Origin of the sequence: Sphingomonas sandaracina (assembly GCF_036663695.1) — a bacterium.
Taxonomy (GTDB): Bacteria; Pseudomonadota; Alphaproteobacteria; order Sphingomonadales; family Sphingomonadaceae; genus Sphingomonas.
In genome coordinates this window covers 616,489-642,992 of the sequence record NZ_JAXOJK010000001.1, presented here as the reverse complement: position 1 = coordinate 642,992, position 26,504 = coordinate 616,489, and the positions used below count along the sequence as shown (strand labels likewise).

Here is a 26,504-nt window from a genome sequence, read left to right as displayed (position 1 = left end):
GCTCCCCCCCGGCGGAGGCCGGGGCCCAATTGGAGAGTTTGCCGTAACGGAGCGTGGCCCTCGTCATTGGCGTTTCCCAATTGGACCCCGGCCTTCGCCGGGGGGGTGTCTCTATGACGGCAGGCGTTACGGAAGTCGCCCCGATCATCGTTACCGCCTTGTTCGGTCGCCAGGACACCGCGTTCTTCGATGCCATGCGCCGCGAGCATTTCCCGCCCGAGCGCAACCAGCTCGACGCGCATCTGACGCTGTTCCACCATCTGCCGCCGTCGGGGCTCGACGAACTCAAGCACCGCCTGAACCAGGAGACGCGGGGCATCCGTGCCCCGCAGTCGCGTGTGGGCGGGCTGATGTCGCTGGGGCGGGGCGTCGCCTACCGGATCGAATCCCCCGAACTGATCGACATCCGCGCTCGGCTCGCTGATGCGTTTACCGGTATGCTGACCCCGCAGGACGCCGGCGGCTGGCGTCCGCACGTCACGATCCAGAACAAGGTCAGTCCCCAGGTCGCCAAGCTCCTGCTCGCCAATCTGCAGCGCGATTTCAGCCAGCGCGACGTCGAAATCGCCGGTCTGGGGGCGTGGTGGTATCGCGGCGGACCGTGGGAAGCGATTTCGCGGCACATGTTCGCTTGACCGCCTCGAAACCGCTTCCTATAGGCCGCGCCTCGCAGGGAAGAATGCTTCCCTGACGGACGGTACGGCGAAGTAGCTCAGTTGGTTAGAGCACGGGAATCATAATCCTGGGGTCGGGGGTTCAAGTCCCTCCTTCGCTACCATTTAAAACCTGATGCCGGCGTCGTTCGTCCGTCGCGTCAAACTCATCCGCAGACCAACGCAGACGATCACCAACTGCGGGAAACTCGTCTTCGCAATCCAAAAATGCCCATCTATTGCCGTGGATTAACGGTAAGCCTGTGTGTCGTGTTTTGGGCGCATACGCGTGTCCGGCCTTACGGGAGAGAGAGTATGCGCGACAAACGTCCTGACGGGATTGCCGATTACACCGGGCCGGCCGGCGGCTGGGGTGCGCTGAAGGCGGTCGCCGTTTCGCTGAAGGCACAGCAGATCGTCGTGCGCGGCGGCCAGACGCTGCTCAAGTCGAACCAGCCCGACGGCTTCGATTGCCCGAGCTGCGCATGGCCCGACCCCAAACACACGTCGTCTTTCGAGTTCTGCGAGAACGGCGCGAAGGCCGTGGCCTGGGAATCGACCGCCAAGACGATCGGCGCGGACTTCTTCGCCGCCCACAGCGTGTCCGACATCTGGCAGCAGAGCGATCACTGGATCGAGGATCAGGGCCGCGTTACCGAGCCTCTCCGCTACAACGCCGCCACCGATCACTACGAAGTCGTGAGCTGGGCCGATGCGATGCGCGAGATCGGCGCTGGTCTCGCAGCCGTACCCGATCCCAATCAGGCCGAGTTCTACACGTCGGGCCGTTGCTCGAACGAAGCGGCCTTCCTGTTCCAGTTGTTCGTGCGGCTGTACGGCACCAACAACTTTCCCGACTGCTCGAACATGTGTCACGAGGCGACTTCGGTTGGTCTGCCGAAATCGATCGGGATCGGCAAGGGTACGGTCAGCCTCGAGGATTTCGATCATGCCGACCTGATCCTCTCGGTCGGCCACAACCCCGGCACCAACCATCCGCGGATGATGGCGACCTTGCGCGAAGTGTCGAAGCGCGGCGGCAAGATCATCGTCTTCAACCCGCTCAAGGAACGCTCGCTCGAACGCTTCGAATCGCCGCAATCGGTGGTCGAGATGGCGACGATGTCAGCAACACCGATCGCCAGCAGCTATTACCAGGTGAAGGTCGGCGGCGACGCGGCCGCGCTCAAGGGCATTGCCAAGGCGCTCGTCGCCCTCGACGACGCGGCCAAGGTATCCGGCGGCGAACCCGCGCTCGATCACGCCTTCATCGCCGAGCATACCGCCGGGCTCGACGACTATATCGCCGACCTCGCGACCACCGAATGGGCCGAGATCGAACGCTCCAGCGGGCTTTCCCGCAGCGATCTGGAAGAGGTCGCGCTCGCCTATTCGACGTCGAAGGCGGCTATCTGCTGCTACGGCATGGGCATCACGCAGCACCGTACCGGCACGACCAACGTTCAGCAGATCGCCAACCTGCTCCTTCTTCGCGGTAACATGGGCCGCCCCGGCGCGGGCATCTGCCCCTTGCGCGGCCACAGCAACGTCCAGGGCGATCGCACCGTCGGCATCACCGAGCGGCCTATGGCGTTGCTGCTCGACAACATGCGCGACGTGTTCGGGTTCGAGCCACCCCGCGAGCACGGCCATTCGGTGGTCGAGAGCATCGCTGCGATGCGCGACGGGATGGCCAAGGCAATCGTCTGCCTCGGCGGCAATCTCGCAATCGCCTCGTCCGACCCTCAAGCGTGTGCGGAAGGCTTCCGCAACCTCGATCTCGCGGTGCACATCACCACCAAGCTCAACCGCACGCAGTTGCTGATGGCAAAGGCGACGTACGTCCTGCCATGCCTGGGCCGGACCGAACTCGACATGCAGGCTAGCGGCCAGCAGGCGGTGACGGTCGAGGACTCGATGTCGATGGTCCACGCCTCGCGCGGCTTCCTGATGCCGCCGGGCGAGAACGTGAAGTCGGAGATCTGGATCGTCGGCGAGATCGCCAAGGCGACCTTCGCTGCCAAGGGCCGCACGCCGATCCAGATCGACTGGGACGCCTATGTCGGCGACTACAGCCTGATCCGCGACAAGATCGAAGCGGTGTTCCCGGCCTTTGCCGACTATAACGAACGGATCCGCAAGCCGGGCGGTTTCCACCTCCCCAATTCGGCGGCAATGCGCGAGTGGAAGACCGATAGTGGCAAGGCCAACTTCATCGTCGCCAAGGGCGTGGAGAAGGACGAAAGCGCAGGCGATCCAACCGTGCTGCGACTGACGACATTGCGCGCGCACGATCAGTACAACACGACGGTCTACAGCCTCGACGATCGCTACCGCGGGGTGTTCGGACGCCGCGACATCCTGTTCATGAACGAGCGCGACATGGCGCGTCTCGGACACAAGGAAGGCGACATCGTCGACATTGCCACCGCGCTCCAGTTCGCGCGGCCTGACCGTGTCGTACAGAAGCTGATGCTGGTCCGCTATGCTTTGCCCGACGGTTGCGTCGCGTCCTACTACCCCGAGACGCAGCCCCTGATCGCGCTCGAGGATCACGATCCGCAGAGCTTTACCCCGTCGTACAAGTCCATTCCGGTAAGCGTCCGTCCCGCAGCCGGCGACCTCAAGGCGGACCGTGGCGTGGCGCGTGCGGGTGTGGTCGGCCATCAAGACAACGTAAGAGTAGACGCATGAGCACCGGTTACACGCCGACGATCGATACCTACGCGACCCTCGCGGCGACCAAGGCGGCGGCGTTTCGGCGCTCTCCCGTTGGCTTCTTCGCGGGTGCGATCCTGGCGGGCACCTATATCGGCATCGCGATGATCCTCGCGCTCAGCACCGGGTCGGGGCTCGAACCGGGCGTCCGACCGCTGGTGATGGGTGCGACCTTCGGGCTAGGGCTGATCCTGACGGTGTTCGCCGGTGCCGAACTGTTTACCGGGTACGTGATGTATCTCGGCTTCGGTCTTGCACGCCGGACCATCACCATCGGGGATGCCCTTAAGCTGACCGTAGTCGTCTGGATCGGCAACCTGGTCGGCGGACTTATCTTGTCGGCCGTATTCGCAGCCGGCGGTGGCGGCGCGGTGTTCGCCAATGCGGACACGATGTTCCACGCCTATGCCCAGCACAAGGTCGAGGCGGGTACCGTCGCACTCCTCGCCCGCGCGATCCTGTGCAACTGGCTCGTCTGCCTTGCGATCTGGACCGCCGCCAGGATGACGGGCGACGCCGCCAAGTGCATCGCCATGGCGTGGATCCTGTTGGCCTTCGTGGCCGCCGGGTTCGAGCATTCGGTCGCCAACATGACCGCGCTGACGCTCGGATTGTTGGTGCCCAACCCCTCGATCGATATTGCCGGGATGGTTCGCAACCTTGCGATCGTCAGCCTCGGCAACATCATCGGCGGCCTGGTGTTCGTCGTCGGCGGCTATCTGGCCGCGGCAAAGACCGACACGGTACCGACCGCGAAGTGATCGATCTTCGCCTGGCTGCATCACGTGCGCTCAGGCGAAGACATCCCACGGATCGTTGACCACCAGGATCGCGTCACTGCGGGCGAGCGCGAGCAATGTCAGGCCGTGATCGCGGGCATGATCGATCGCCAGGCTGGTCGGGGCGGAGATGCCCACCAGCATCGGCGCACCGGCGATCAGCGCCTTGTCGACCATCTCGAAACTGATCCGCGACGTGACGAGGATGAAGCCGTCGATAGGCTGCCCCGTGATCGCGATGCCGCCGACGAGCTTGTCGAGCGCGTTGTGGCGGCCGACGTCCTCATACGCCGCAACGATCCGCCCCTCGCGGTCGCAGGCGGCGGCGGCATGGATCGCGCCCGTGGCCGCATTGAGGGGCTGATGCGCGCGCAGGCCGCCTAGTGCCGCGAACAGCGCCTCAACGGGCGTATCGGGCTTTGGCGAGGCGTTGGGGACCGGTTTGCGAAGCTGCTCGAGCCCGGAGATCCCGCACAGCCCGCAACTTGTGTCGCTTGTCCGGTGACGAACACGGTCGTGAATGCGGCCCTTGCACCGCTCGGACAAGCCGACGCGAACGATCCAGCCCGCCTCCGCCTCGAAGATATCGATGTCTCGGACATCGTCGGCGTTGTCGGCCAGGCGCTCGGTCAGGAGGAAGCCGGTCGTGAACTCGACCAGATCGGCCGGGGTCATCATCATCACCGCATAACCAAGTCCGTCGATCTCGATCGCGACCGGGACCTCGATCGCGATCGCGCGCTCGCCGGCCGTGATCGAATCAGGCCGCAGGATCTTGATCGCTTGGGTGCGCGATGTGCTCATAAGGTATCGAGGTCCTGCGGCGTGTTGACGTTCGGAATAGGCGAACCCGCCGGAACCGGGATAGCGCCGATCGCGTCCGCCCAACCCCGCACCGATCGCCGTGGCACGGTCTCGATATGCGTCAGCAAGTTTCCAAGCGAGCTAGTCTCCCAATGCCCAAGGACAGGGGCATCGGGACAATACGCGGGAGCATGCCGAGAGAGTGCCGCGAGCAGACCATCCGGCAACCACGGCATGTCACACGCGATCGTCATCACCAAGGTGAACCCGAGCGAGGCTGCGTAATCCAGTGCGCCCGCAATACCCCCCAGAGGCCCGATATCCGGGCTTGGCAGATCAGGTATCGCCCCATCGCGTCCCGCAATCACGGCGCTATCGACATGGGGCAACAGCAGCGCCCGCGCACGGTCCGCCAACGTGCGCCCGTCCAGCACCGCCATCGCCTTGTCCGACCCGAACCGCGACGACCGCCCGCCCGCAAGAACGACGCCGAGAACGCGCCGCTCGGTCAGCGCGTCTTCTCGATCCGCACGGGCACGGATTTCGCTGCCGGAACATGGCTTTCGCGCGCATGGTGAGCAACCGGCATGAGCAGGTTGCTCTCGGGATAATAAGCGCCGAGGCACCCTTCGGGGATCGAATATTCGACCACGCGCAGCTTGTTCAGGCGACGGTCCGAATTGTCGCCGGCATCGCCCACCAGATCGACGTCGTCGCCATCGGTGATCCCCATGCGGATCATGTCGCTGCGGTTCATGAACACGATGTCTCGCGTACCCTTCACGCCGCGGAACCGGTCATGATAGCCATAGACGGTCGTGTTGAACTGGTCGTTCGACCGCAGCGTCATCAGCCGGAAGCGCCCTTCGGCTTCCTCGAACCCCGTCACGTTCAGCGCCTGCGGAATGTTGATTTCCGCCTTGCCGCTTTCCGTCAGCCACTCGCGGTGCGCGGCCGGCACGCCCTTCCAGAAGCCGCCGGGCGTGAACATCTGCGCATTGAAGTCCTTGAACATGTCCGGATACGTCACCTCGATCGCATCGCGAACGCGCGCATAGTCGCGCACCCAGGCGTCCCAATCGAGTTTCGGATTGGGCGCGAGCGTCGCCTTGGCGATCCCGGCCAAGATCGCCGGCTCCGACAGCAGCGTCTCGGCCGCCGGCGTTGCCTTGCCCTTCGAGCCGTAGATTTGGCTGAACGAATCTTCGATCGACACGCTCTGCGGCCCGGTGCCCTGCATGTCGGTCTCGATCCGGCCGAGGCAGGGGAGCAGGTACGACGTCTCGCCAGGCAGCAGATGCGAGCGGTTGAGCTTGGTCGCGATGTGCACCGTCAGGTCGAGCCCACGCCATTTCGGCTCCATCCGTGCATGGTCGGGGATCGCTCGGACGAAATTGCCGCCCAGTCCGACGAATGCCTGCGCGCTGCCGTCAAGCACGGCTTCGCATGCCTCGATGGTATCCCAACCCTTCTCGCGCGGCGGCTCGAAGCCGAATTGCTCGGCGAGCTTGTCGAGCGGGGCTAGTTCAGGCTTCTCGGTGATGCCGACGGTGCGCTGGCCCTGCACGTTTGAGTGACCACGGACCGGACCCATGCCGGCACCGGGCTTGCCGATATTCCCGCGGAGCAGCATCAGGTTGACGACCATGTGGACGTTGTCGATCCCGCCGACATGCTGGGTCAGCCCCATGCCGTACACCGCGATGACCGCCTTCGACTTGGCATAGACCTTCGCCGCCGCTTCGATCTCGGTGCGGGCCAGGCCGCTCTCATGCTCGATCGTCGCCCATTCGGTCGCTCGCGCGACATCGGCGAACGCCTCGAACCCGGTGGTATGCTGGCTCAGGAACGCGTGGTCGAGCACGGGCAGGCCATTGATCCGCTTGGCATTGTCGTCGGCTTCGATCAGGTATTTGCACATCCCCATGATCGCGCCGACGTCGCCGCCGGTCTTCAACTGATGGTATTGCGATGCGATCGGCGTCGACTTGCCCGACACCATCTCGATCGGATTCTGCGGATCCTGGAATTTCTCCAGCCCGCGTTCCTTCAGCGGATTGAACACCACGATCTCGACGCCGCGCTTTGCACAATCGCGCAGCGGATGCAGGAAGCGCGGGCTGTTCACGCCCGGGTTCTGTCCAAAGTAGAAGATGGCGTCGCACTTCTCATAGTCCGACAGGTGGATCGTGCCGACGGCCGAACCGATGGCCGACTTGAGCCCGACCGAGGTCGTCTCGTGGCACATGTTCGAGCTGTCGGGCAGGTTCTGGCTGCCGTACATGCGTGCAAGCAGGCTATACATGTACGAGGTTTCGAGACTGGCACGACCCGACGCGTAGAAGATGACCTTGGTCGGATCATACGTCTTCAGCTTGGCGCCGATCCCAGCAAAGGCTTCGTCCCAGCTGCACGCGGCGTATTTGTCGGTGGCCGCATCGTACTTCAGCGGATGCGTCAGGCGGCCGGCCTGTTCGAGGTCGAAATCCTTCCAGCCGAGCAGTTCGCTGACGGTATGCTGTTCAAAGAACGCCGGCGTCACGCGGTACGACGTCAATTCCCACGCGGTCGCCTTCGCCCCGTTCTCGCAGAACTCGGCGACATGCGGGTGTGCGGGCTTGCCCCAGGCGCAACTGACGCACTGAAAGCCGTCGGGCTTGTTCTGGCGCGCCAGTTCGCGGACCATTTCGGGTCCTACCTTCTCGCGTGCAGAAATCTCGACGAGAGACTTCATCGAACCCCAGCCGCCAGCTGGTGCCGTGTAATCCTCGATCTCTACGGTACGGTCGTCGCTCATGCTCATCTCCGTTTTGCTTGTTAACGAAGCGGCATAGCTTTCGATGCAGGCGCAACAGATTTACCGGCAGTTCAAATCCGCGCGCGCATCCCCTAGATGCAATCCCGAATCTCCAAGGCCAGAACCGTCAAGGAATGCCGATGACCACCCATACCACCCGCATGCTCATCCTCGGCTCGGGGCCCGCCGGGCTGTCGGCCGCGATCTATGGCGCGCGTGCCGGCATGGCGCCGATCGTCGTGCAGGGTATCCAGCCGGGCGGTCAGCTGACCACCACCACCGATGTCGAGAATTATCCTGGCTTCAAGGACGTGATTCAGGGCCCGTGGCTGATGGAACAGATGCAGGCGCAGGCCGAACATGTCGGCACGCGGATGATGTGGGACACGATCGTGCAGGTCGACCTGACCAGCCGCCCGTTCCGCCTGATCGGCGACAGCGGTGACGTGTATGAGGGCGACACGCTGGTGATCGCGACCGGGGCGCAGGCGAAATGGCTCGGCATCGACAGCGAGGAGCCGATGAAGGGCAAGGGCGTCAGCGCCTGCGCGACCTGCGACGGCTTCTTCTACCGCGGCAAGAAGGTCGCAGTGATCGGCGGCGGCAATACCGCGGTCGAGGAGGCGCTGTACCTCACCAACCATTCGCCCGACGTGACGCTGATCCACCGCCGCGATTCGCTGCGTTCGGAGAAGATCCTCCAGGAGCGTCTGTTCGCACATAAGGGCGTGACGGTATTGTGGAATAAGGAGGTTCGCGAGTTCGTCGATGGCGGTGGCAACGCAGGCCTTGTCGCGCTCGAGCTCGAAGACACCGTAACTGGCGAGCGGTCGCGGCTCGCGGTCGATGGCGGGTTCGTGGCGATCGGGCATCACCCGGCAACCGAGCTGTTCCGCGGCCATATCGATCTCGATTCGGATGGGTATATCGCCGTCGAGACGGGTTCGACACGGACCAGCGTCGAGGGCGTGTTCGCCTGCGGCGACGTGGCGGACAAGGTCTATCGGCAGGCGGTGACGGCGGCCGGCACCGGCTGCATGGCGGCGCTGGACGCAGAGCGGTTCCTCGCCGCAGCCGAGTTTGCGGAATTCGCCGAAGCCGCCGAATAACGGCGGCGCGAAAGCGATCAGGCCAGATTGCGCCTGATCGCTTTCTCCAGCGCGGCCCCCGCGGTGCCCGCAAAGCTGTGAGAGTCGGTATCGATAGTCTCTGAAGGGACGGCGACGCCGGCTGCCGCTGCAAAGGCAATGGCGGTCGCGTCCCCGCGGGCCAGGATGACGGTGGCGTCCGTTTCCCAGTCCGCGATTGCGGTCAGTACCCGTCCGGCGAGAGGGTTTTGGCTTTCCCGGTCTGTCCGAACTATCCTCGCTATGCCCCTAATAAGACCGGCGATATTGAGGTTCCCAGACAGTGCTCGACGCCATGTCGCCGAGTCCCGGAACGCGGTGCGGTAGCGCGCGCGGATGGCGGCGGCGGGGGGGAGGTCGTCTATCGGTTCGATGACCCAGGGGTTGGCAAGGATGACCTTGTCGAACCCCGCCACCCTTCCGAACAGCGCGAGCGTGCTGGCGGCGTCGCAGTTGCCAAAGCCTATTAAGCGGGTCACGCGCGGTGCTGCGTTCCTGAACGCGGCGACCGCTGCGATAAGGTCGGGCTCGGCGCTCAGGAAGCCGCCATTGTCGCCCGTCGAATCGCCGACGCCGCGGCGGTCGTAGCGGAAGACGGGCGTGCCGGTGGCGGCTAGGCGGTGCGCTAGCATAGCCATGCCGCGATGCGCGCCGCTGCGGATCTCGTTGCCGCCGGAGACTATGAGGAGCCCGGTCGTGCCGACGGCTTCGTCCAGCGTGGCGGCGAGCGTTTCGCCTTCGCACGAGAACGCAATCAGCGTTCGCATGATGCGACCCACTCCGAGATATCGCCGGCAAGCACTTGCGCGAATGAGATATCGTTGCCGGGTTCGGACCGGCGCCACAAGGGCGACGCCACGTACTTCACATTCGCGGTGCGGGGGTCGGAGTCGAGGCGAACGGTCCGCAAAGGGCACTCCGCGGCATAAGGCAGCGCGTCGCGAAGGTCGCTCAGCATCGCATCGGACAGCGTGTTGCCAGCATAGTCGGTCGCGCCCGCAGTTGCGGATCGATTGGCCGCCCGCGCGCGATCCAGTTCGCGCACAAGATCCTCGCCGGTCTGCGGCGACAATTGCCACCGGCCGACGAGGCCCGCTTCCACGTCGAAGAGCGCGCCGCTTCTTATCGAAATTCCGTAACTGCGTCCGCCAAGCTGTTGAATAAGCGAGTTATAGGCGACGCGTTGGTCGATCAGTCGCGCATCAGCCGTAGCAACGCAACTCTCACCGACGCCGGGAAAGTCCGGTAGCACGCTGCCGATCCCGCGCTGCGCCAGCGCGCGCAAAATCGTGACGAGGAACTGCCGCGTTCGGTTAGCCTCTTCGAAAAGGGGGAGCGTGGCGACGACGATCGGACCCGTATCGGGGCCGAACCGGAGCATCGCTTCGCGACCACCCGCCCAGTCATAATGTTCGAAGCGGAGGCCGGTCATCCCGGTCGAGGCTAGCCCCCCCGTCGAGGCTAAACCAGCGCCTTGTTCGCGGCGAACTGGACCAGTGCGCCGAACGTCTCGAGCATCTCGCCATCGACCTCGTCGTCCTCGATCAGGATACCGAGACGATCTTCCAGTTCGGTCAGCACGCTGGCCACCGCCATCGAATCGAGTTCGGGCAGTGCGCCGAACAGCGGCGTGTCGGCGGTGAACGCGGCGACGCGATCGGCGCTGAGGCCGAGTATGTCTGCAAGGACGGCGCGTACCGTCGTTTCGACTTGGGAAGTACCTTCGAAGATCACGAGCATCGCCTGAACCGTTACGAACCGGGCCGCGCTAGCGTGTGGGGGTGAATTCGGCAACGGCTTGGCGCTATGAGGGCTGTCATGATGTCTCTCAATCCCATTCCGTACCCTATCGACCATGTCGCCTTGCGCGGTGCTGCGGAAGACGTCGCGCTGATCGACAAAGCGGAGACGATGACGTTTGCCGAACTCGAGGCGGGCGTCGGAACGTTGGCCGGCTGGCTTGCCGCCCAGGGGCTGGCCGCGGGCGACCGGGTCGCGACGTGGCTGCCCAAGACACGCGTCGCCTGCCTGATGCCGCTGGCCGTGGCGCGGGCGGGGTTCGTCCATGTGCCGATCAATCCGCTGCTGCGGCGGGCGCAGGTCGCGCATATTCTTGGCGATAGCGGCGCGCGGTTGCTGCTGTCTCAGGGCGCGCGGGCTGGGACGTTGGACGATGGCGACGTTCCGGATGGCTGCGTGATCGTGGACGAGACGGAGCTACTCTCGTTCCCTCGCGAACGCGGGGGTCTAGGAATCCCAAACGTTGCGCTCTGTAACCCTGGGCCCCCGCTTTCGCGGGGGAACAACGGCGTTATGGGTCCGTCGGATGCTGACTCTAATAGTCTTGCGGCGATCCTCTACACCTCGGGTTCCACCGGGCGGCCGAAGGGCGTGATGCTCAGCCATGCGAACCTGTGGCTAGGGGCGATCTCCGTCGCGCACTATCTCAAGCTGGAGCCTGAAGACCGGGTGCTCGGCGTGCTGCCCTTGTCGTTCGACTATGGCCAGAACCAGCTGTTCTCCACCTGGGTAGCGGGCGCGTCGGTGGCACCGCTCGATTATCTGGTCGCGCGCGACGTGGTGAAGGCGGTCGAGCGGGTCGGGGCGACGACGCTGGCGGGCGTGCCGCCCTTGTGGGTGCAGTTGCTGGAGGCGGATTGGCCGGCGGAGACCGCGGCGCGACTGAAGCGGCTGACCAACTCGGGGGGCGCGCTAACCCCGCGGCTGGTGCGCGGGCTTCGTGACCGGTTTCCGGCGGCGGACGTGTACGCGATGTACGGGCTGACAGAGGCGTTCCGGTCGACCTATCTCGACCCGGCGCTGATCGATACGCATCCCGACGCGATGGGGCGGGCGATTCCGTTTGCGGAAATTTCGGTGGTGAAGCCCGACGGATCGCGCGCTGCACCGGGGGAGGCGGGGGAGTTGGTGCATGCCGGGCCGCTCGTCGCGCAAGGCTATTGGCAGGATGCCGAGCGAACGGCGCAGCGGTTTCGGCCGGCACCGGACGGGGCCGGCATGGCGGTGTGGTCGGGCGATACCGTGGTCGAGGGTGAAGACGGCCTGCTTCGCTTCGTCGGGCGGGACGACGAGATGATCAAGAGCGCGGGGAACCGGATCAGCCCGCTCGAGGTGGAGGAGGCGGTACTCGCTGGAGCCGAAGCGCGCGAGGCGGTCGCGGTGGGCGTGCCGGACGAGCGGCTGGGGCAGGCGATCGTGGTGATGCTTTCGGGGGACGCGAGCGAGGAGCCGGCGTTGCGGGCGCGGCTCCGGACGGCGTTGCCGAGCTTCATGCAGCCGGGTGAGTATCTTTGGCGGACAGAATTACCACGTAACGCCAATGGGAAACTGGATCGATCTGCCATAGCGTTGGAGGTCCGAGCGCGGGGAAACAAGGAGGGGAGCGCGTCATGAAACCGATGGGTGCTCTTCCTCCCGAGTTTGCCGTGCAGTCTGGTGCATTGGTCATCGCCGGCCGGACCGCCGACGCATGGGCGGTGCAAGCTGGCGACACGCCGTTGTTCATCTACGACATGGCGATGGTCGCTGCTCGGATCGCGCGCTTCAGGGCAGCGATGCCCGCGATCGACCTGCACTATGCGATCAAGGCCAATCCGCACGCCGACCTGCTTGCGGCGATCGCGCCGCTGGTCGACGGGCTCGACGTCGCGTCGTCGGGTGAGTTGGCCAAGGCACTGGCGGTCAAGCCTGCCGCGTCGATCAGCTTTGCCGGACCGGGCAAGCGTGACGATGAACTTACGGCCGCAATTACCGCCGGCGCCACGCTCAACGTCGAATCGGCAGGCGAAGCAGCGCGGGCATTCGCGATCGGCGATCGGCTCGGCCTTGCTCCGCGCATGGCGGTGCGCGTGAACCCCGATATCGAACTCCGCGGCTCGAGCATGCGAATGGGCGGGCGGGCCTCGCCGTTCGGGGTCGATGCGGTCCGCGCCGCAGCGCTCGTGAGAGCGATCGTCGACGCCGGTGCGGACTGGCGCGGTTTTCACATCTATGCGGGCAGCCAGGCTCTGGACCCCGGCGCCATCGCCGAAACCCAATCCGCCACGATCGCGCTCGCCGCCCGGCTCAGCGACGAGGCGGGCGTTGCTCCGCCGGTCGTCAATCTCGGTGGCGGCTTCGGCGTCCCCTATTTCGCCGGCGACGTGGCCCTAGACGTCGAACGGGTCGGCGCTGCGCTCGCAGACGCTCTCGCATCCCGTCCGGCGATCCTTGCCGAAACGCGGTTCGCGATCGAACTCGGTCGCTGGCTCGTCGCGGAGGCGGGCGTCTATCTCACCCGCGTCGTCGATATAAAGCGAAGCCAGGGGGAAACGTTCGTCGTCGTCGACGGCGGACTCAATCACCAACTTGCTGCCAGCGGCAATTTCGGAACCGTCGTTCGCCGCAACTATCCGATCGCGGTCGCTGCGCGAATGGGCCAAGTACCGGCCGAAACCGTATCGGTGGTCGGTCCCTTGTGCACCCCCCTCGACAGGCTCGGCGACAAGGTGGCGTTGCCGGCGGTCGAGGTCGGCGAGCTGATCGCGATCTTCATGGCCGGCGCATACGGCGCCAGCGCAAGCCCAACGGCGTTTCTCGGGCATCCACCCGCAACCGAGATCGTATCTGTGCTATAGTCACTGCGACGCCGGGCTACCGGGAGCATGGTTACGGGGCGCTCCTAACGCTATCTTCACCTGTTCCCTTCATAGCGAAGGTCAAGTTTAGCCGTCCGTCGGGCAGCCGATGGCCGGTGTGACGCCAGGAGAAAACTACCAATGCGTTCCGGATCCGTTTCGAAATCCCTGCTGACCCTTGGCGTGGCCGCGACCACGCTCGGTGCCTGCACGAGCACCGGCGGGCGTCCCGAACTGCCGCCCGCGGCCTATGTCGCGAACAAGGAACTGCCGGGCGAGGAATACGTCATCGGGCCACTCGATCAGCTCAACATCTTCGTCTGGCGCAACCCCGAATTGTCGTCGAAGGTTCAGGTGCGCCCCGACGGCCGCATCACCACGCCGTTGATCAACGACATGCCCGCGGTCGGCAAGACCCCGGCGATGCTCAGCGACGACATCAAGAAGGCGCTCGCGGCCTATATCAAGGACCCGATCGTCTCGGTGATCGTCGAGAATTTCAGCGGTACCTACAGCCAGCAGGTCCGCATTGTCGGTGCGACCGAGAAGCCGGCCTCGATCCCCTACCGCGCCAACATGACGCTGCTCGACGCGATGATCGCGGTCGGCGGTCTCAGCCAATATGCCGCGGGTAACAAGGCGCGGCTGGTCCGCTACGACCGCGCGACCGGCAAGCAGACCGAATATGGCCTGCAGATCGGCAACCTGCTCAAGAAGGGCGATTCCTCGGCGAACGTCCGGCTAGAGCCTGGCGACGTGATCATCATCCCCGAATCGATGTTCTGAGGCACGCTCGATGAACGGGATCTACGACGAGGTGCGCATCGCGCTCCACACGATATGGACGCGGCGCTGGCTGGCGCTCGGCGTGGCGTGGGGCGTGTGCGTGCTCGGCTGGCTGGTCGTCTCGCAGATCCCGAGCCGGTACGATTCGACCGCACGCGTGTTCGTCCAGATGCAGACGATCCTGCCTGCGGGCATGGACGGCGTGCCGCAGAGCGTGCCGATGAGCGTGGACGCCATCCGTACGACGCTGACATCGGCGGTGACGCTGGAAAAGGTCGTACGCGGCACTGATCTGGCCAATACGGTTTCGAGCGAACGCGACGTCGCCGACCGGGTGTCGAGCCTCGCACAGAATATCAAGATCGTCTCGCAACAGGATAATCTGTTTCAGATTACCAGCACCGCATCCAACCCCAAGCTGGCGCGGCAGATCACGCAAAAGCTGATCGATCTGTTCGTCGAGCAGAATCTTGCGGGCGACCGGTCGAAGACCACGCAGAGCCTGACCTTCCTCGATCAGCAACTCGCGTCACGGCAGAAACAGCTTGCCGACGCCGAAGCCAAACGCGCCGATTTCCAGAACCGCTATCTCGGCGCGCTGCCGGGGACCGGGTCGATCAGCGACCGGATCGGTGCGGCCCGCTCGCAGATGTCGCAGGTCGATGGTGATCTGGCCGCGGCGCAGTCGAGCCTGGCCGCGGTGCAGGGCCAGATGGCGGGAACGCCCGCGACCGTGGCTGGCGTCGGCGGTAGCGCCGGTGCGGCCGGCCCGGCCCGCGCTCGCTTGCAGGCGATCCAGGGTCAGCTCGCCGATGCCCGCGCGCGCGGCTATACCGAGAACCATCCCGATGTGGTCGCGCTCAAGAGTCAGCTGGCCGCGGCGACGGCGGCGGCGCGGAGTGAGCCGCTTTCCGGCGGCAACGCCGCGGGCAGCGCGCAGAACCCTCTCTACGCGTCGCTCCAGTCGATGGTGGCGGACCGTCAGGCGACCGTCGCGTCGCTGCGGATGCGGCGGGGCCAATTGCAGGGCGATCTCGACCTGCTCAATTCGAAGCTGACCGGGGATCCCGAGGTCGCCGCCGAACAGGGTTCGATCGATCGCGATTACCAGGTGCTCAAGGATCAGTACGACGCGTTGCTGACGCAGCGCGAGCAGACCGCGCTGATGGGCCAGGCGCAGTCGCAGAGCGATCACGTCAAGTTCAGCGTCATCGATCCGCCGACCATGCCGCGGACGCCCAGCGCGCCGAACCGGATGCTACTCCTGTCGGGCGTGCTGATCGCTGGACTCGCGGCGGGTATCGGCGCAGCCTTCGCGATGGGGCAATTGCGGACGACATTCGCCACCACGAGCCGGCTCGAAAAAGCAGCAGGGATGCCTGTGATCGGCTCGATTGGCGAAGTCGTGACGCGAATCCAGTCGGAGCAGCGTCGGCGCAAGTTGAAGATGTTCCTGGGCGGCACCGCCGCCTTGGGCGCGGCCTATGTCCTGCTGCTGGGGGTCGAGATCCTGCAGCGCGGACTGGCGGCATAAAGGGGGATGACCGTGACGAAACCTGATCGCGAACCCTCGCTGCTCGAACGCGCGGCCAAGGTCTACGACTTCAACGCGCATGCACGCGCGCGCAACGCTCCGCCGACGCCCGCGCCGGTCGACGATCTGCCGCCCGTGCACGTCCCCGCCGACGACGTTTCCGCGACGACAATAGTAGACCGCGGCCCGACCCATGGTCCCGCATTCGACGCGACGTTCGAGGATGCCAGCTTCCTCGCGATCCCCGAAGAGTTGCGCGCGCCGATCGGCAGCGAACTGCCCGACGAATTCTATCTGCCGGACGAAACCGACGATACCGCACGGATCGACCGCGGCATGTTGGCAGCAAACGGCATGATCGTGCCGGGCGCGCCCGTCGGCCCGCTCGCCGAAGAGTTTCGCCTGATCAAGCGCCAGCTGCTGATCGCCAGCGCACGGATCGCCGAGAGCGACAGCCCCGAAAAGGCGCGCATGATCCTGGTCTGCTCGGCGCGGCCCGAGGACGGCAAGACCTTCTGCGCGATCAACCTGGCGCTGTCGATCGCCGCCGAGCGCGACACCGAAGTGCTGCTCGTCGATGCCGACGTCGCCAAGCCCGATGTCGCCAACCAGCTCGGGCTCAGCGCCGGCGCCGGACTGCTCGATGCGCTTGCAGATTCTGCGATCGACGTCGAGGATCTCGTGATCCGGACCGACGTGGCGCACCTCTCGGTGCTGCCCGCGGGAACCAAGACCGCGATGGACACCGAGTTGCTCGCCAGTGCGCGGACCAGAACCGTGATCGCGCGGCTGCTCGCGGCCAACCCCCGCCGCATCGTCATATTCGATTCGCCCCCCGCGCTCGCCGCGTCGCCCGCCTCGGTGCTCGCGATGCGCGTCGGGCAGGTGATGCTAGTCGTCCGCGCCGATCGCACGCCGGAGAGCGAATTGCGCGCCGCGGTCAATCTGCTCGACGGATGCGAGCATATCCAGCTCGTCCTGAATGCGGTGTCGTTCGTCCAGGGCGGCGCGCGGTTCGGTAGCTATTACGGCCATGAGGCGTCGCAGTGAGCCGGTCCGCGATCCGTAAGCGTGCGCTGGCGGGCACCATGCTGACGATCGGTGCGATCGTTGCGACGCCATTGGCAGCGCAGTCCGTGCAGGGGGGGCAGGCCGGGCAACCGGCGCAAGCCGGTCAGTCCAACCAGATTGCAACCCTGGACCAGACCGCGCAATCAGGTCAGACCGGGCGCCGCGTGTCGGTCCGGCCGTATATCGAGGCCAGCCAGATCTTCGATGCCGATCTGAACGGCGGCGACGTCCTGACGTACACCAGCCTTGCCGCGGGCGTCGATGCGGCGATCGCGACGCAGCGCGTTTCGGGGCAGCTCAGCTACCGCTATGAACACCGGTTCGCCTGGAACAAGAACGCCGCGGACAACGACATTCATTCGGGCCTGGCGCGCGTCGATGCGCGCGTGACGCCGAACCTGACGCTCGAGGCGGGCGGCATCGCCACGCGGACGCGGTCGGATATCCGCGGCGCCGCGCCTGGCCTGCTGGTCGGCAATGTCGACAACGTATCGCAGCTCTACTCGGTCTATGCCGGACCGAGCCTGACCACGCGCGCCGGCCCAGTCACGTTCGATGCGAACTACCGGCTGGGCTACACGAAAGTCGAGACGCCGACCTTCGGCGGATCGACGCTCGCGGGCCAGCGGCTGGACTATTACGACGATTCGATCGGCAACACCGTGACCGCGCGTGCCTCGACCGCGCCGGGCAGCGTAGCGCCCTTCGGCATCACGCTCAGCGGCGCGTACGACCGCGAGACGGCCAGTCAGCTCAAGCAGCGGTACGAGGGCTATTATGGCCGCGGCGACATACTCCAGCCGATCTCGCCCTATGTCGCGCTCACCGCGGGCGCCGGATACGAGAAGATCGAGACGAGCCAGAAGGACGCGCTGGTCGATGCGGCCGGTACGCCGGTGCTCGACAGGGACGGACGGTTCGTCACCAACGACGCCGCGCCACGCCGGATCGCGTACCGGACCGACGGCCTCTATTACGATGCCGGCGTCATCTGGCGACCCAACCGCCGGACCTCGGTCGAGGGGCATATCGGCCGCCGCTATGGTTCGCTGAGCGTCACCGGGACCGCGACGTACCAGGCCTCGAAGTCGGTCGGTCTGGCGGTCAACGTCTATGACGGCATCCAGACCTTCGGTCGCCAGCTCCGCACCGGTCTCGGCAATCTGCCAACGAGTTTTATCTCGGGCGGACAGCAGGGCTTCGGCCAGCAGTTCAACGGCTGCGTCTTCGGCGCCAGCGGCGCACAGCCGGGCGGTTGCCTCGACAACGTGTTCCAGTCGATCTCGACCGCCAGCTACCGTGCACGCGGCATCGACGGCGTGATCGTCGCCACCCGCGGCCGTTCGACGTGGGGCGCCGGGGCGGGTTACACCAATCGCCGTCTCTACGCGCCCGACGGCGCACCGGGGCTGATCGTCACGGGGCTCGAGGACGAAAGCTATTACGCGCAGCTCTATTATGCGCGGTCGCTCAGCCAGGTGTCCGGCATCAATGCGGACCTGTTCTTGAATTATTACGAGCCGGGCGTTTCGAACGTCCCGCTGGAGGTCGTCTCCGGCGACGACGGCGTCTGGTCGTATGGCGCGACCGGCACATATTACCATTACTTCGGGCGACTTGGCACCACAGCCTCGCTCGGGCTTTACAGCTTCAAGGTCGGTGACCTCGACAGCGACTGGTCGGCGCAGGCGCTGATCGGTGCGCGGTACCAGTTCTGAAGGCGAGCACGATATGTACGATGAACATTATGGTCTGACGGGTCGCCCGTTCCAGCTGACCCCCGATCCCAAATTCTGGTTCGAGACCGCGACGCACCGCAAGGCGATGGCCTATCTCGGCTATGGTCTGGCGCAGGGCGAGGGCTTTATCGTCATCACCGGCGATATCGGCGCGGGCAAGACGACTTTGGTCGGCCATCTGATGGATACGATCGATCACCAGCAATTGAACGCGATCCGGCTCGTGTCCACCGCGATCGAGGCGGACGACCTGTTGCGGATCGTTGCCACCGAACTGAAGGTCGATCCTGCCAGGCTGACCAAGGCCGAACTGCTGACCGCGATCGAACGTGGCCTGCACGCAGTGGCGCGGACCGGCAAGCGGACCCTGCTGATCGTTGACGAAGCGCAGGCGCTGCCGATCTCGGCGCTCGAAGAGCTGCGGATGTTGTCGAACTTCCAGGCGGGCGGTCACGCGCTGCTCCAGATCGTCCTGCTCGGACAGCCCGAATTCCGCGATCGCCTGCATGGTTCGGATCGCCTCGAGCAACTGCGTCAGCGGGTGATCGCGATCCACCATCTCGACCCGATGGAAGAGGACGAGGTCTCGGACTATCTGGCACACCGTCTCTCGGTGGTCGGCTGGACCGGCAATCCCGATTTTGCAGACGACGCGTTCGGGGCCTTCTACACCGGATCGGCGGGCGTGCCGCGTCGCCTGAACATGCTGGCCGGCCGCGTGATGCTGCATGCCGCGATCGAGGATCTCACCGTGATCGACGCCGCCGTCGTGCGCGCGGTCCAGCGCGATCTCGAGGGCGACCTGCCGACGATCGCGACGGACACCGGCGGGCGCATCGCCGATGCCGCCGTAGATCATCAGGCCGCACCGACCGTCACGCCCCCCGCCTCATCCGCCCCCTCATTCGCCGCCCCGTCCGCCCCGCCGCCCGTCGATCCCGCGATCGTCAGCCGGATCGCCGACCTGGAGGCGCGGGTCGAGTTGCAGGACGAAGCACTTCGTCGCGTGCTGACCCTGCTCGTCGACTGGGTCGAGAGTGATGCCGACAAGCCCGACTATCCACCGATCCGGGGCGTTGCGGCCTGGCATGATGCGGCCTGACATCGTGCTGCCAAAAGCCGGTGTTCTCAACGGCATGTCCGTCGATGTAGAGGACTGGTTCCAGGTCGGTGCGTTCGAAAACGTCATCGACAAGGCCGACTGGGATTCGCTGCTACCGCGCGTCGAGGCGAATACCGACGCGGTCCTCGCGCTGTTTGCGGAACGCGACACGAAGGCGACGTTCTTCACGCTTGGCTGGGTCGCGCACCGCTATCCTGCGCTGATCCGCCGCATCGTCGATGCAGGCCATGAGATCGCCAGTCACGGCTGGGATCACCAGCGCGTCTTCACGATGACGCCGGACGTCTTTCGCGCAGACTTGGTGCGCGCGCGGACCGCGATCGAGGATGCCGCGGGAACGAAGGTCACCGGTTACCGCGCGCCAAGCTTCTCGATCGATCAGCGGACGCCGTGGGCGCATGTCGAACTGGCCGAGGCGGGCTACGCCTATTCCTCCAGCGTCGCGCCGGTAAAGCACGATCATTATGGTTGGCTCGACGCGCCGCGCTACGGCTTCAAGCCGCTAGCCGACAGCGCGCTGATGGAGGTGCCGGTCACGGTCGCCAAGCTCGGCGAGCGCAAGCTCGCCACCGGCGGCGGGTTCTTCCGCCTGCTCCCGGCTGCAATAACCGACTTCGCGGTGCGTCAGGTGAATCGTGAAGACCGGCCGGCGATGTTCTATTTCCATCCGTGGGAGATCGATCCGTCGCAACCGCGGGTCGCTGCGGCACCGATGCGCTCGAAGATCCGGCATTATTCTCGATTGGGCGCGATGGAGGGCAAGTTGCGCGGGCTGCTCGGGCGCCACGCCTGGGGCCGCGTCGATACGGTCGTCGCGCGCGAAGCGGCACGGCTGGCGTGACCGCGCCGATGCCCGTCGGCGTGCGCGAAGCGGACCTTCGCGACCCGGCAGAGTGCGCGCGGATCGCGGCGTTCGTTGCGGCGACCGACGGCGGTACCCCCTTCCATTTGCCCGCATGGAGCCGTGCGGTTCAGAACGGCTGCGGACAGCGTGCCCGCTATCTGCTCTCCGAGGATGCCCGTGGCGAGATAGTCGGTGCGTTGCCGTTGACCGAAATGCGTTCGCCGCTGTTCGGGCGTGCGCTGGTATCGACCGGGTTCGGCGTCGATGGCGGCGTGTTGGGGGCGTCGGTCGAGCCGCTCGCGGCGGGGGCCTGGAACCTCGCGCTCCGGACCGGCTGCCCCTCCGTCGAACTGCGCGGTGGTCCGGCGCCCGAGGGTTGGGCGAGCGACGACACCAGCTATCTCGGCTTTGCGCGTGATCTGGCTGCGGACGACGATGCGGAACTGCTCGCGATCCCGCGCAAGCAACGCGCCGAAGTCCGCCGCTCGCTTGGCTTCGATCTGGAGATCGTGGCTGGCAACGACCGCAAGTTGCTTGCCGAGCATTACCGCGTCTACGCGGAGTCGGTCCGTAATCTCGGCACGCCGGTGTTCCCCGCGAAGCTTTTCCGCAGCGTTGCAAGCATGATGGACGCCGATGTTCTTACCGTTCGGCATGAGGGCAGGGCGGTCGCCAGCGTCCTCAGCGTGTATCATGACGGCACCGTCTACCCCTATTGGGGCGGCGGGACGGACGCCGCGCGTGGGCTGCGCGCCAATGACCGGATGTATTTCGCCCTGATGGCGCACGCCCGCGCGCGCGGCTGCACACGGTTTGATTTCGGTCGGTCGAAGACCGGTACGGGGGCGGCGGCGTTCAAGAAGAACTGGGGCTTCACCCCCGAACCACGGCTCTACGCCAAGCGGAGCAACGGACCCGCGCGCGAGGTCAATCCGCTCAATCCCAAATACGCACTGATGGTAAGGACGTGGAAGCGGTTGCCGCTATGGGCCGCCAACGCCGCCGGGCCGTGGATTTCCCGGGGACTGGGGTGAGCGACCTCCTGTTTCTGGCTCACCGCGTGCCGTTCCCGCCCGACCGCGGCGACAAGATCCGCAGCTTCCACATCCTCCAGTATCTGGCGAGGCGCGCGCGCGTTCACCTGGTCGCGTTCGCGGATGATGCGGCGGACTTCGACCCACCGGTTGCGTTCACCGACATGCTGGCGAGTTGCACCATATTGCCGCGCGCCAAGTCTCAGAAGCGTGCGGCGGTCGAGGCGTTGGCAACCGGCAAGCCTGTATCGCTGACCGCGTTTGCCAGCCCGGCGATGCAGGCGGCGATCGATCGCGTGATGCCCGACGTCAGCGGCGTTTACTGCTTCTCGGGCCAGATGGCACAGTATGTGCCGGTCGCCGCGCCGCCGGTCGTGATGGATTTCGTCGACATCGACTCCGCCAAGTTCGCGGGGTTCGCTGCCGACACACGCGGGCCAATGCGCTGGATAATGCACCGCGAAGCCCGGCTGCTGGGGGCGTTCGAGCGGCAGGTAGCGGCCCGGGTTTCTGCGAGCCTGTTCGTCAGCGATGCCGAGGCACGTCTCTTCCAAGAAGGCGGCGCGACGGGCCGGATACTCGCAGTCGAGAACGGCATCGACTCGGTGACGTTTGATCCGGTCGCGCAGTTCGCCAATCTCGCCCCCCTCCCTGAAAGGGAGGGGCCGGGGGTGGGTAGGCTTCCCCAAGCCCGAACGCTGGTGGCAAAAACCTGCCGACCCACCCCCAACCCCTCCCTTCCAGGGAGGGGAGCAGAAGCATTGATCGTCTTCACCGGCCAAATGGACTACCGCCCCAATATCGACGCCGTAGCGTGGTTCGCGCGCGACATCCTGCCGCTGATCCGCCAGCGTATCCCCGCGCAGTTCGCGATCGTCGGCCGCGCGCCCACCCCAGCCGTACACGCGCTCGCCAGCGACCACGTCATTGTCACGGGCGAAGTCGACGACGTCCGCGGCTGGCTCGCTGCCGCCGACGTCTGCGTCGCGCCTCTCAAACTCGCCCGCGGCATCCAGAACAAGGTCCTCGAGGCGATGGCAATGGCGCGTCCGGTCGTCGCCTCCACCGCGGCAGCCGAGGGTATCGACCACGCCGGTACGATCCGCGTCGCCGGGACCGCACAAGCGTTCGCAGACCAGACGATCGCCCTGATCGAGGCTCCGGACGTCGCCGCCACGCTCGGCAACGCCGCCCGCGCGCAGGTCATCGCCAGGTACGGCTGGGATGCCCGCCTGGCACCGCTCGACGCACTGCTCGACTTCGCCGCATGACCATCTGGCGCCGTCACGGCATCGCGCTCGCCGTAGTGGCGGCGATCATCCTGCTGATCTTCCGTAGCGATGTCCGGGATCTGGCGCGGATCTGGTGGACCAGCACCACCTTCGGGCATTGCCTGTTCATTGGTCCGGTGATCGCCTGGCTAGTATGGCAGCGCCGTACGGAGCTTGCGCAGCTCGTGCCGATCGGCTGGTGGCCCGGGCTCGCGCTTATAGCGATCGGTGGGTTCGGCTGGCTGATGGGCGACGCCGCCTCGGTCGGCTTTGCGCGCCAGCTCGGGCTCGTGATGATGCTGCAGGGCGCCGCCCTGACGATCCTCGGCCCCAATGTCGCGCGCGGGCTGCTGTTCCCGCTATGCTACGCGTTCTTCCTCGTCCCCTTCGGCGAAGGTCTCGAACCGCCGCTGCAGACCGTGACGGTCGCGATCGTCATGCCGTTGCTCCGCCTGGTCGGCGTGCCGGCGGTGGTCGACGGCGTGCTGATCCACGCCGGCCGCTATTATTTCGAGGTCGCCGAGGCATGTTCGGGCGCCAAGTTCGTCATCGCGATGGTCGCGTTCGGCGTGCTCGTCGCCAATCTGTGCTTCGTGTCCACCCGGCGTCGCGCGATCTTCCTGGCCGTGTCCGTCGTGGTGCCGGTGATCGCCAACGGCTTCCGTGCGTTCGGGACGATCTGGGCTGCCGACCTGACATCGGTCGAGGCGGCAACCGGAGTCGATCATATCATCTATGGCTGGGTGTTCTTCGGCGTCGTGATGGCAGGGGTCCTGGCGATCGGCTGGCGCTGGTTCGACCGTGCGCCCGACGATCCTGCGTTCGACCCGGCGTCACTGCAGGCGCTGCCCCGGCAGCGTACCGGTCCGGTCCTCGCCGCCTGTCTCTCGCTGGCAACGGTCGCGGTGTTTCCGGCCTGGAGCGCCGCAATCGCAGGGCGGGCGCAGACTTTGCCCGCGCATATCGACCTGCCGGACGTGCCGGGCTGGCACCGCGTCCCGGTCAGCACGCGCGCGCCGTGGATGCCCTATTACCCCGGCGCGGACCATTATCTGTTCGGCCGCTACGCCGACACGTCGGGCGCGACCGTCGACATGGCCATCGCCGTCTTCGGCAGCCAGCGCGAGGGCCGCGAGCTGATCGCGTTCGGCACGGGCGTGCTGCGCGAGGAGGACCGCTGGGTGCGCGTCGCCGATCTTCCTGACATCGCCGACACAACGGGCGCGGGTGGCAGCGTCATGAAGATCACCGCGCCCGGCCCCGTGGAGCGGATCGTCGCGACGTGGTACCGCGTTGGCGACGCAACCACCCATGACGAGACGCTGGTGAAGATCGAGACGATGAAGGCGCGGCTGCTCGGCGGCCCGCAACGCGCGGTGGCGATCCACCTTTCGGTCGAGGGCAATGATCGGCGCCCGTTCGAACGCTTCCTGCACGCGCTCGGGCCGCTCGACCAAGTCGCCGATCGCGCAGCGGGGATGCGCTAGATGTGCGGTATCGCCGGGATCTTCCACCCGGGCACGCCCAAGCCGGTCGAGCCCAACCGCGTCCTGGCGATGATCGCCGCCCAGGCGCACCGCGGTCCGGACGGCGACGGCGTCTGGACCGCACCGGGAGTCGGCCTCGGTCATCGCCGTCTGTCGATCATCGATCTCGAAGGCTCGCCGCAGCCGATGTCGGACGGCCCGCTGACGGTCACCTATAATGGCGAAATCTACAATTTCGCGGAGTTGCGCGACGCGCTGACCGCCAAGGGCGCGATTTTTCGGACCGAAGGCGATACCGAGATCTTGCTGCACGGCTGGCGCGCCTGGGGGCCGTCGATGCTCGACCGGCTGAACGGCATGTTCGCCTTCGCGATCCACGATTCCCAGGCGCACACCCTGTTTCTGGCGCGCGACCGGATGGGCGTGAAGCCGCTACACTATGTCGAGCTCGCGGACGGATCGCTCGCCTTCGCCTCCGAACTGAAGGGCCTGCTCGCGCATCCGCAACTTCGGCGCGTCCCCGATCTTGGCGCGGTCGAGGACTATCTGGCATTCGGCTACGTGCCAGATGACGCGTGTATCGTCGCGGGCGTGAAGAAGCTTGCGGCGGGCCATTTCCTGCTGGTCCAGCGCGGCCGCCCGGTGCCGCAGCCGCGGCGCTGGTGGGATATCGATTTCTCCAACCGCGCCACCGGCTCGGCCAAGGCGCTCGGCGAGGAACTGGTCGACCGGATGCGCGCCGGTGTCCGCTCGCGGATGGTCGCGGACGTGCCGCTCGGTGCGTTCCTGTCGGGCGGGGTCGACAGCTCGGCGGTGGTCGCCTTGATGGCCGAGGCCAGCCCGAAGGCGGTAAGCACCTGCACGATCGGTTTCGACGAGGCGGGTCATGACGAGCGCGCGTTCGCGGACACGGTCGCGCGCCGTTTCGCGACCGATCACCGCGAGCGCGTCGTCGCGTCGGGCGATTTCGGCATGATCGATACGCTCGTCGCCAGCTTCGACGAACCGTTCGCCGACGCGTCCGCGCTCGCGACCTACCAGGTCTGCGCCCTGGCGCGAGAAAACGTCACCGTCGCCTTGTCGGGGGATGGCGCGGACGAGGCGCTCGCCGGCTATCGCCGGTATAAATTCCAGGCGGCGGAGGAACGCGTTCGCGGCCTGCTGCCGTCCCACCTGCGTACCGAGGTCTTCGGCACACTGGGCCGGTTCTACCCCAAGGCCGATTGGGCGCCGCGGCCGCTGCGCGCGAAGTCTACCTTGCTCGCCCTCGCGCAGGGCGGCGGCGAGGCCTATGCCCGCTCGGTCGGCGTGACGACGCCCGAACTTCGCAGCCAGCTGTTCGGCGCCAACGCCCGTGCGCTGCTGGGCGGCTATCGTGCCGAGGACCGCTACGTCGCAACGATGGCGAACGCGCCTGCCCGCGATGCGATCGACCGCGCGCAATATGCCGATATCAAGCACTGGCTGCCCGGCGACATCCTTACCAAGGTGGACCGCACCAGCATGGCGGTGGGTCTCGAAGCGCGCGAACCGCTGCTCGATCATCGCTTGATTGAGTTCTGCGCCACGTTGCCCGCGAGCATGCGGCTCCGTCGCGGCGAGGGCAAATGGCTGATGAAGAAGGCGATGGAGCCCTATCTGCCGCGCGAGATCCTGTACCGTCAGAAGATGGGGTTCGTCACGCCGATCAGCGCCTGGTTCCGGGGTGCGTTGGCAGGCGAGGCGATCGCCCTGGCCAAGTCGCGTACGTTGGGAGAAACGGGCTGGTTCGACATGGCGACGATCGCGCGCATCGCCGAGGAACACCGATCCGGGCAGGTCGAGCATGGGCGCACTCTCTGGCAGTTCGTCATGCTCGAGCGATCGATGAAACGAATGTTCGGCTAAAGACCTAGCGCGGCGGGATAGGCACCAATTTTGCCCGCGCTATCAACGCTTCCAGTGCGGCATCGTCGAGCCTACCTGCCGTCCGCAACGCCGCTTCCGGCGTCATTGCGATCACCGCGCCGCAGGGTCCGTCGATGATGACCTCCCCGCCTTCTTGAAAGACGTCGCGCGGCGTGTCGTGCGGCTGGGTCATCTTGGCTCTCCCGGTATCTT

Annotated in this window: 23 protein-coding genes and 1 tRNA gene; 17 read left to right on the top strand and 7 right to left on the bottom strand. The window is 66.0% G+C overall.

Annotated elements, in window-relative coordinates; genetic code table 11:
* The first annotated feature begins 113 nt into the window (after nt 1-113).
* The 4 genes from U1707_RS02805 (at nt 114) to U1707_RS02790 (ending at nt 4,132) form a co-directional block, all read left to right on the top strand.
* Nucleotides 114-635, top strand: coding sequence for a 2'-5' RNA ligase family protein (locus tag U1707_RS02805; RefSeq protein ID WP_332798601.1), 522 nt, complete (start codon nt 114-116; stop codon nt 633-635).
* A gap of 66 nt (nt 636-701) precedes the next feature.
* A tRNA-Met gene (locus U1707_RS02800) sits at nt 702-778 on the top strand.
* A gap of 190 nt (nt 779-968) precedes the next feature.
* Nucleotides 969-3,347, top strand: a complete 2,379-nt coding sequence (locus U1707_RS02795; RefSeq protein WP_332798600.1) for an FdhF/YdeP family oxidoreductase — start codon at nt 969-971, stop codon at nt 3,345-3,347.
* Entirely contained in the window at nt 3,344-4,132 is a 789-nt protein-coding gene (locus U1707_RS02790; protein ID WP_332798599.1) for a formate/nitrite transporter family protein, read from the top strand. Before U1707_RS02795 ends, U1707_RS02790 begins: the two co-directional genes overlap by 4 nt.
* Before the next feature lie 30 nt (nt 4,133-4,162).
* On the opposite strand, the gene fdhD is transcribed toward U1707_RS02790, so the two are convergent.
* The 3 genes from fdhD to U1707_RS02775 are packed head-to-tail and all read right to left on the bottom strand — an operon-like array spanning nt 4,163 to nt 7,751.
* Nucleotides 4,163-4,954 (bottom strand): formate dehydrogenase accessory sulfurtransferase FdhD, encoded by a 792-nt coding sequence (fdhD, locus tag U1707_RS02785; RefSeq protein WP_332798598.1) that lies wholly within the window; start codon nt 4,952-4,954, stop codon nt 4,163-4,165.
* Nucleotides 4,951-5,466 carry a molybdenum cofactor guanylyltransferase gene (gene mobA, locus U1707_RS02780; protein ID WP_332799040.1) on the bottom strand — a complete coding sequence of 172 codons (516 nt, stop codon included), beginning with the start codon at nt 5,464-5,466 and terminating at the stop codon, nt 4,951-4,953. Before mobA ends, fdhD begins: the two co-directional genes overlap by 4 nt.
* Entirely contained in the window at nt 5,463-7,751 is a 2,289-nt protein-coding gene (locus U1707_RS02775) for an FdhF/YdeP family oxidoreductase (RefSeq protein WP_332798597.1), read from the bottom strand. Before U1707_RS02775 ends, mobA begins: the two co-directional genes overlap by 4 nt.
* A 140-nt stretch (nt 7,752-7,891) precedes the next feature.
* Between U1707_RS02775 and trxB the strand changes: the two genes are divergently transcribed.
* A complete protein-coding gene (gene trxB / locus U1707_RS02770; RefSeq protein WP_332798596.1) occupies nt 7,892-8,860 on the top strand; it encodes a thioredoxin-disulfide reductase in 969 nt (322 codons plus the stop codon).
* A 17-nt stretch (nt 8,861-8,877) separates the two neighbouring features.
* Here trxB and U1707_RS02765 read toward each other — a convergent pair whose 3' ends face one another.
* Genes U1707_RS02765 through U1707_RS02755 form a run of 3 tightly spaced genes read right to left on the bottom strand, consistent with a single transcriptional unit; the run spans nt 8,878 to nt 10,618 of the window.
* Nucleotides 8,878-9,645: a hydrolase 1, exosortase A system-associated gene (locus tag U1707_RS02765; RefSeq protein WP_332798595.1), complete on the bottom strand. Its 768-nt coding sequence runs from the start codon at nt 9,643-9,645 to the stop codon at nt 8,878-8,880.
* On the bottom strand, nt 9,633-10,310 hold the full coding sequence (locus U1707_RS02760) for an alpha/beta hydrolase family protein (protein ID WP_332798594.1): 678 nt from the start codon (nt 10,308-10,310) through the stop codon (nt 9,633-9,635). The genes U1707_RS02765 and U1707_RS02760 overlap by 13 nt, the downstream gene beginning before the upstream one ends.
* Nucleotides 10,311-10,339: 29 nt before the next feature.
* Nucleotides 10,340-10,618, bottom strand: a complete 279-nt coding sequence (locus U1707_RS02755) for an acyl carrier protein (RefSeq protein ID WP_332798593.1) — start codon at nt 10,616-10,618, stop codon at nt 10,340-10,342.
* 78 nt (nt 10,619-10,696) lie between these two features.
* Between U1707_RS02755 and U1707_RS02750 the strand changes: the two genes are divergently transcribed.
* From U1707_RS02750 to U1707_RS02695, 12 genes are all read left to right on the top strand, one after another.
* Nucleotides 10,697-12,292, top strand: coding sequence for an acyl-CoA ligase (AMP-forming), exosortase A system-associated (locus U1707_RS02750; RefSeq protein WP_332798592.1), 1,596 nt, complete (start codon nt 10,697-10,699; stop codon nt 12,290-12,292).
* Entirely contained in the window at nt 12,289-13,515 is a 1,227-nt protein-coding gene (locus U1707_RS02745; protein WP_332798591.1) for a pyridoxal-dependent decarboxylase, exosortase A system-associated, read from the top strand. Before U1707_RS02750 ends, U1707_RS02745 begins: the two co-directional genes overlap by 4 nt.
* Nucleotides 13,516-13,656: 141 nt before the next feature.
* Nucleotides 13,657-14,301: an XrtA/PEP-CTERM system exopolysaccharide export protein gene (locus U1707_RS02740; protein ID WP_056048289.1), complete on the top strand. Its 645-nt coding sequence runs from the start codon at nt 13,657-13,659 to the stop codon at nt 14,299-14,301.
* Between the two features lie 10 nt (nt 14,302-14,311).
* Nucleotides 14,312-15,835, top strand: coding sequence for an XrtA system polysaccharide chain length determinant (locus U1707_RS02735; protein ID WP_332798590.1), 1,524 nt, complete (start codon nt 14,312-14,314; stop codon nt 15,833-15,835).
* A 6-nt stretch (nt 15,836-15,841) separates the two neighbouring features.
* Complete coding sequence (locus U1707_RS02730) at nt 15,842-16,885, top strand: AAA family ATPase (protein WP_332798589.1); 1,044 nt, start codon at nt 15,842-15,844, stop codon at nt 16,883-16,885.
* Complete coding sequence (locus U1707_RS02725) at nt 16,882-18,624, top strand: hypothetical protein (protein ID WP_332798588.1); 1,743 nt, start codon at nt 16,882-16,884, stop codon at nt 18,622-18,624. The genes U1707_RS02730 and U1707_RS02725 overlap by 4 nt, the downstream gene beginning before the upstream one ends.
* Before the next feature lie 13 nt (nt 18,625-18,637).
* Nucleotides 18,638-19,747 carry an ExeA family protein gene (locus tag U1707_RS02720; RefSeq protein ID WP_332798587.1) on the top strand — a complete coding sequence of 370 codons (1,110 nt, stop codon included), beginning with the start codon at nt 18,638-18,640 and terminating at the stop codon, nt 19,745-19,747.
* A complete protein-coding gene (locus U1707_RS02715; RefSeq protein WP_332798586.1) occupies nt 19,734-20,609 on the top strand; it encodes an XrtA system polysaccharide deacetylase in 876 nt (291 codons plus the stop codon). The genes U1707_RS02720 and U1707_RS02715 overlap by 14 nt, the downstream gene beginning before the upstream one ends.
* Before the next feature lie 8 nt (nt 20,610-20,617).
* Nucleotides 20,618-21,646 (top strand): FemAB family XrtA/PEP-CTERM system-associated protein, encoded by a 1,029-nt coding sequence (locus U1707_RS02710; RefSeq protein ID WP_443025651.1) that lies wholly within the window; start codon nt 20,618-20,620, stop codon nt 21,644-21,646.
* Nucleotides 21,643-22,917 (top strand): glycosyltransferase, encoded by a 1,275-nt coding sequence (locus U1707_RS02705; RefSeq protein WP_332798584.1) that lies wholly within the window; start codon nt 21,643-21,645, stop codon nt 22,915-22,917. The genes U1707_RS02710 and U1707_RS02705 overlap by 4 nt, the downstream gene beginning before the upstream one ends.
* Nucleotides 22,914-24,404, top strand: coding sequence for an exosortase A (gene xrtA / locus U1707_RS02700; protein WP_332798583.1), 1,491 nt, complete (start codon nt 22,914-22,916; stop codon nt 24,402-24,404). Before U1707_RS02705 ends, xrtA begins: the two co-directional genes overlap by 4 nt.
* On the top strand, nt 24,405-26,291 hold the full coding sequence (locus U1707_RS02695) for an XrtA/PEP-CTERM system amidotransferase (protein ID WP_332798582.1): 1,887 nt from the start codon (nt 24,405-24,407) through the stop codon (nt 26,289-26,291).
* Nucleotides 26,292-26,295: 4 nt separating this feature from the next.
* Here the strand turns inward: U1707_RS02695 and U1707_RS02690 are convergent, their stop codons facing one another.
* Nucleotides 26,296-26,484, bottom strand: a complete 189-nt coding sequence (locus U1707_RS02690) for a hypothetical protein (RefSeq protein WP_332798581.1) — start codon at nt 26,482-26,484, stop codon at nt 26,296-26,298.
* Between the last annotated feature and the right edge of the window lie 20 nt (nt 26,485-26,504).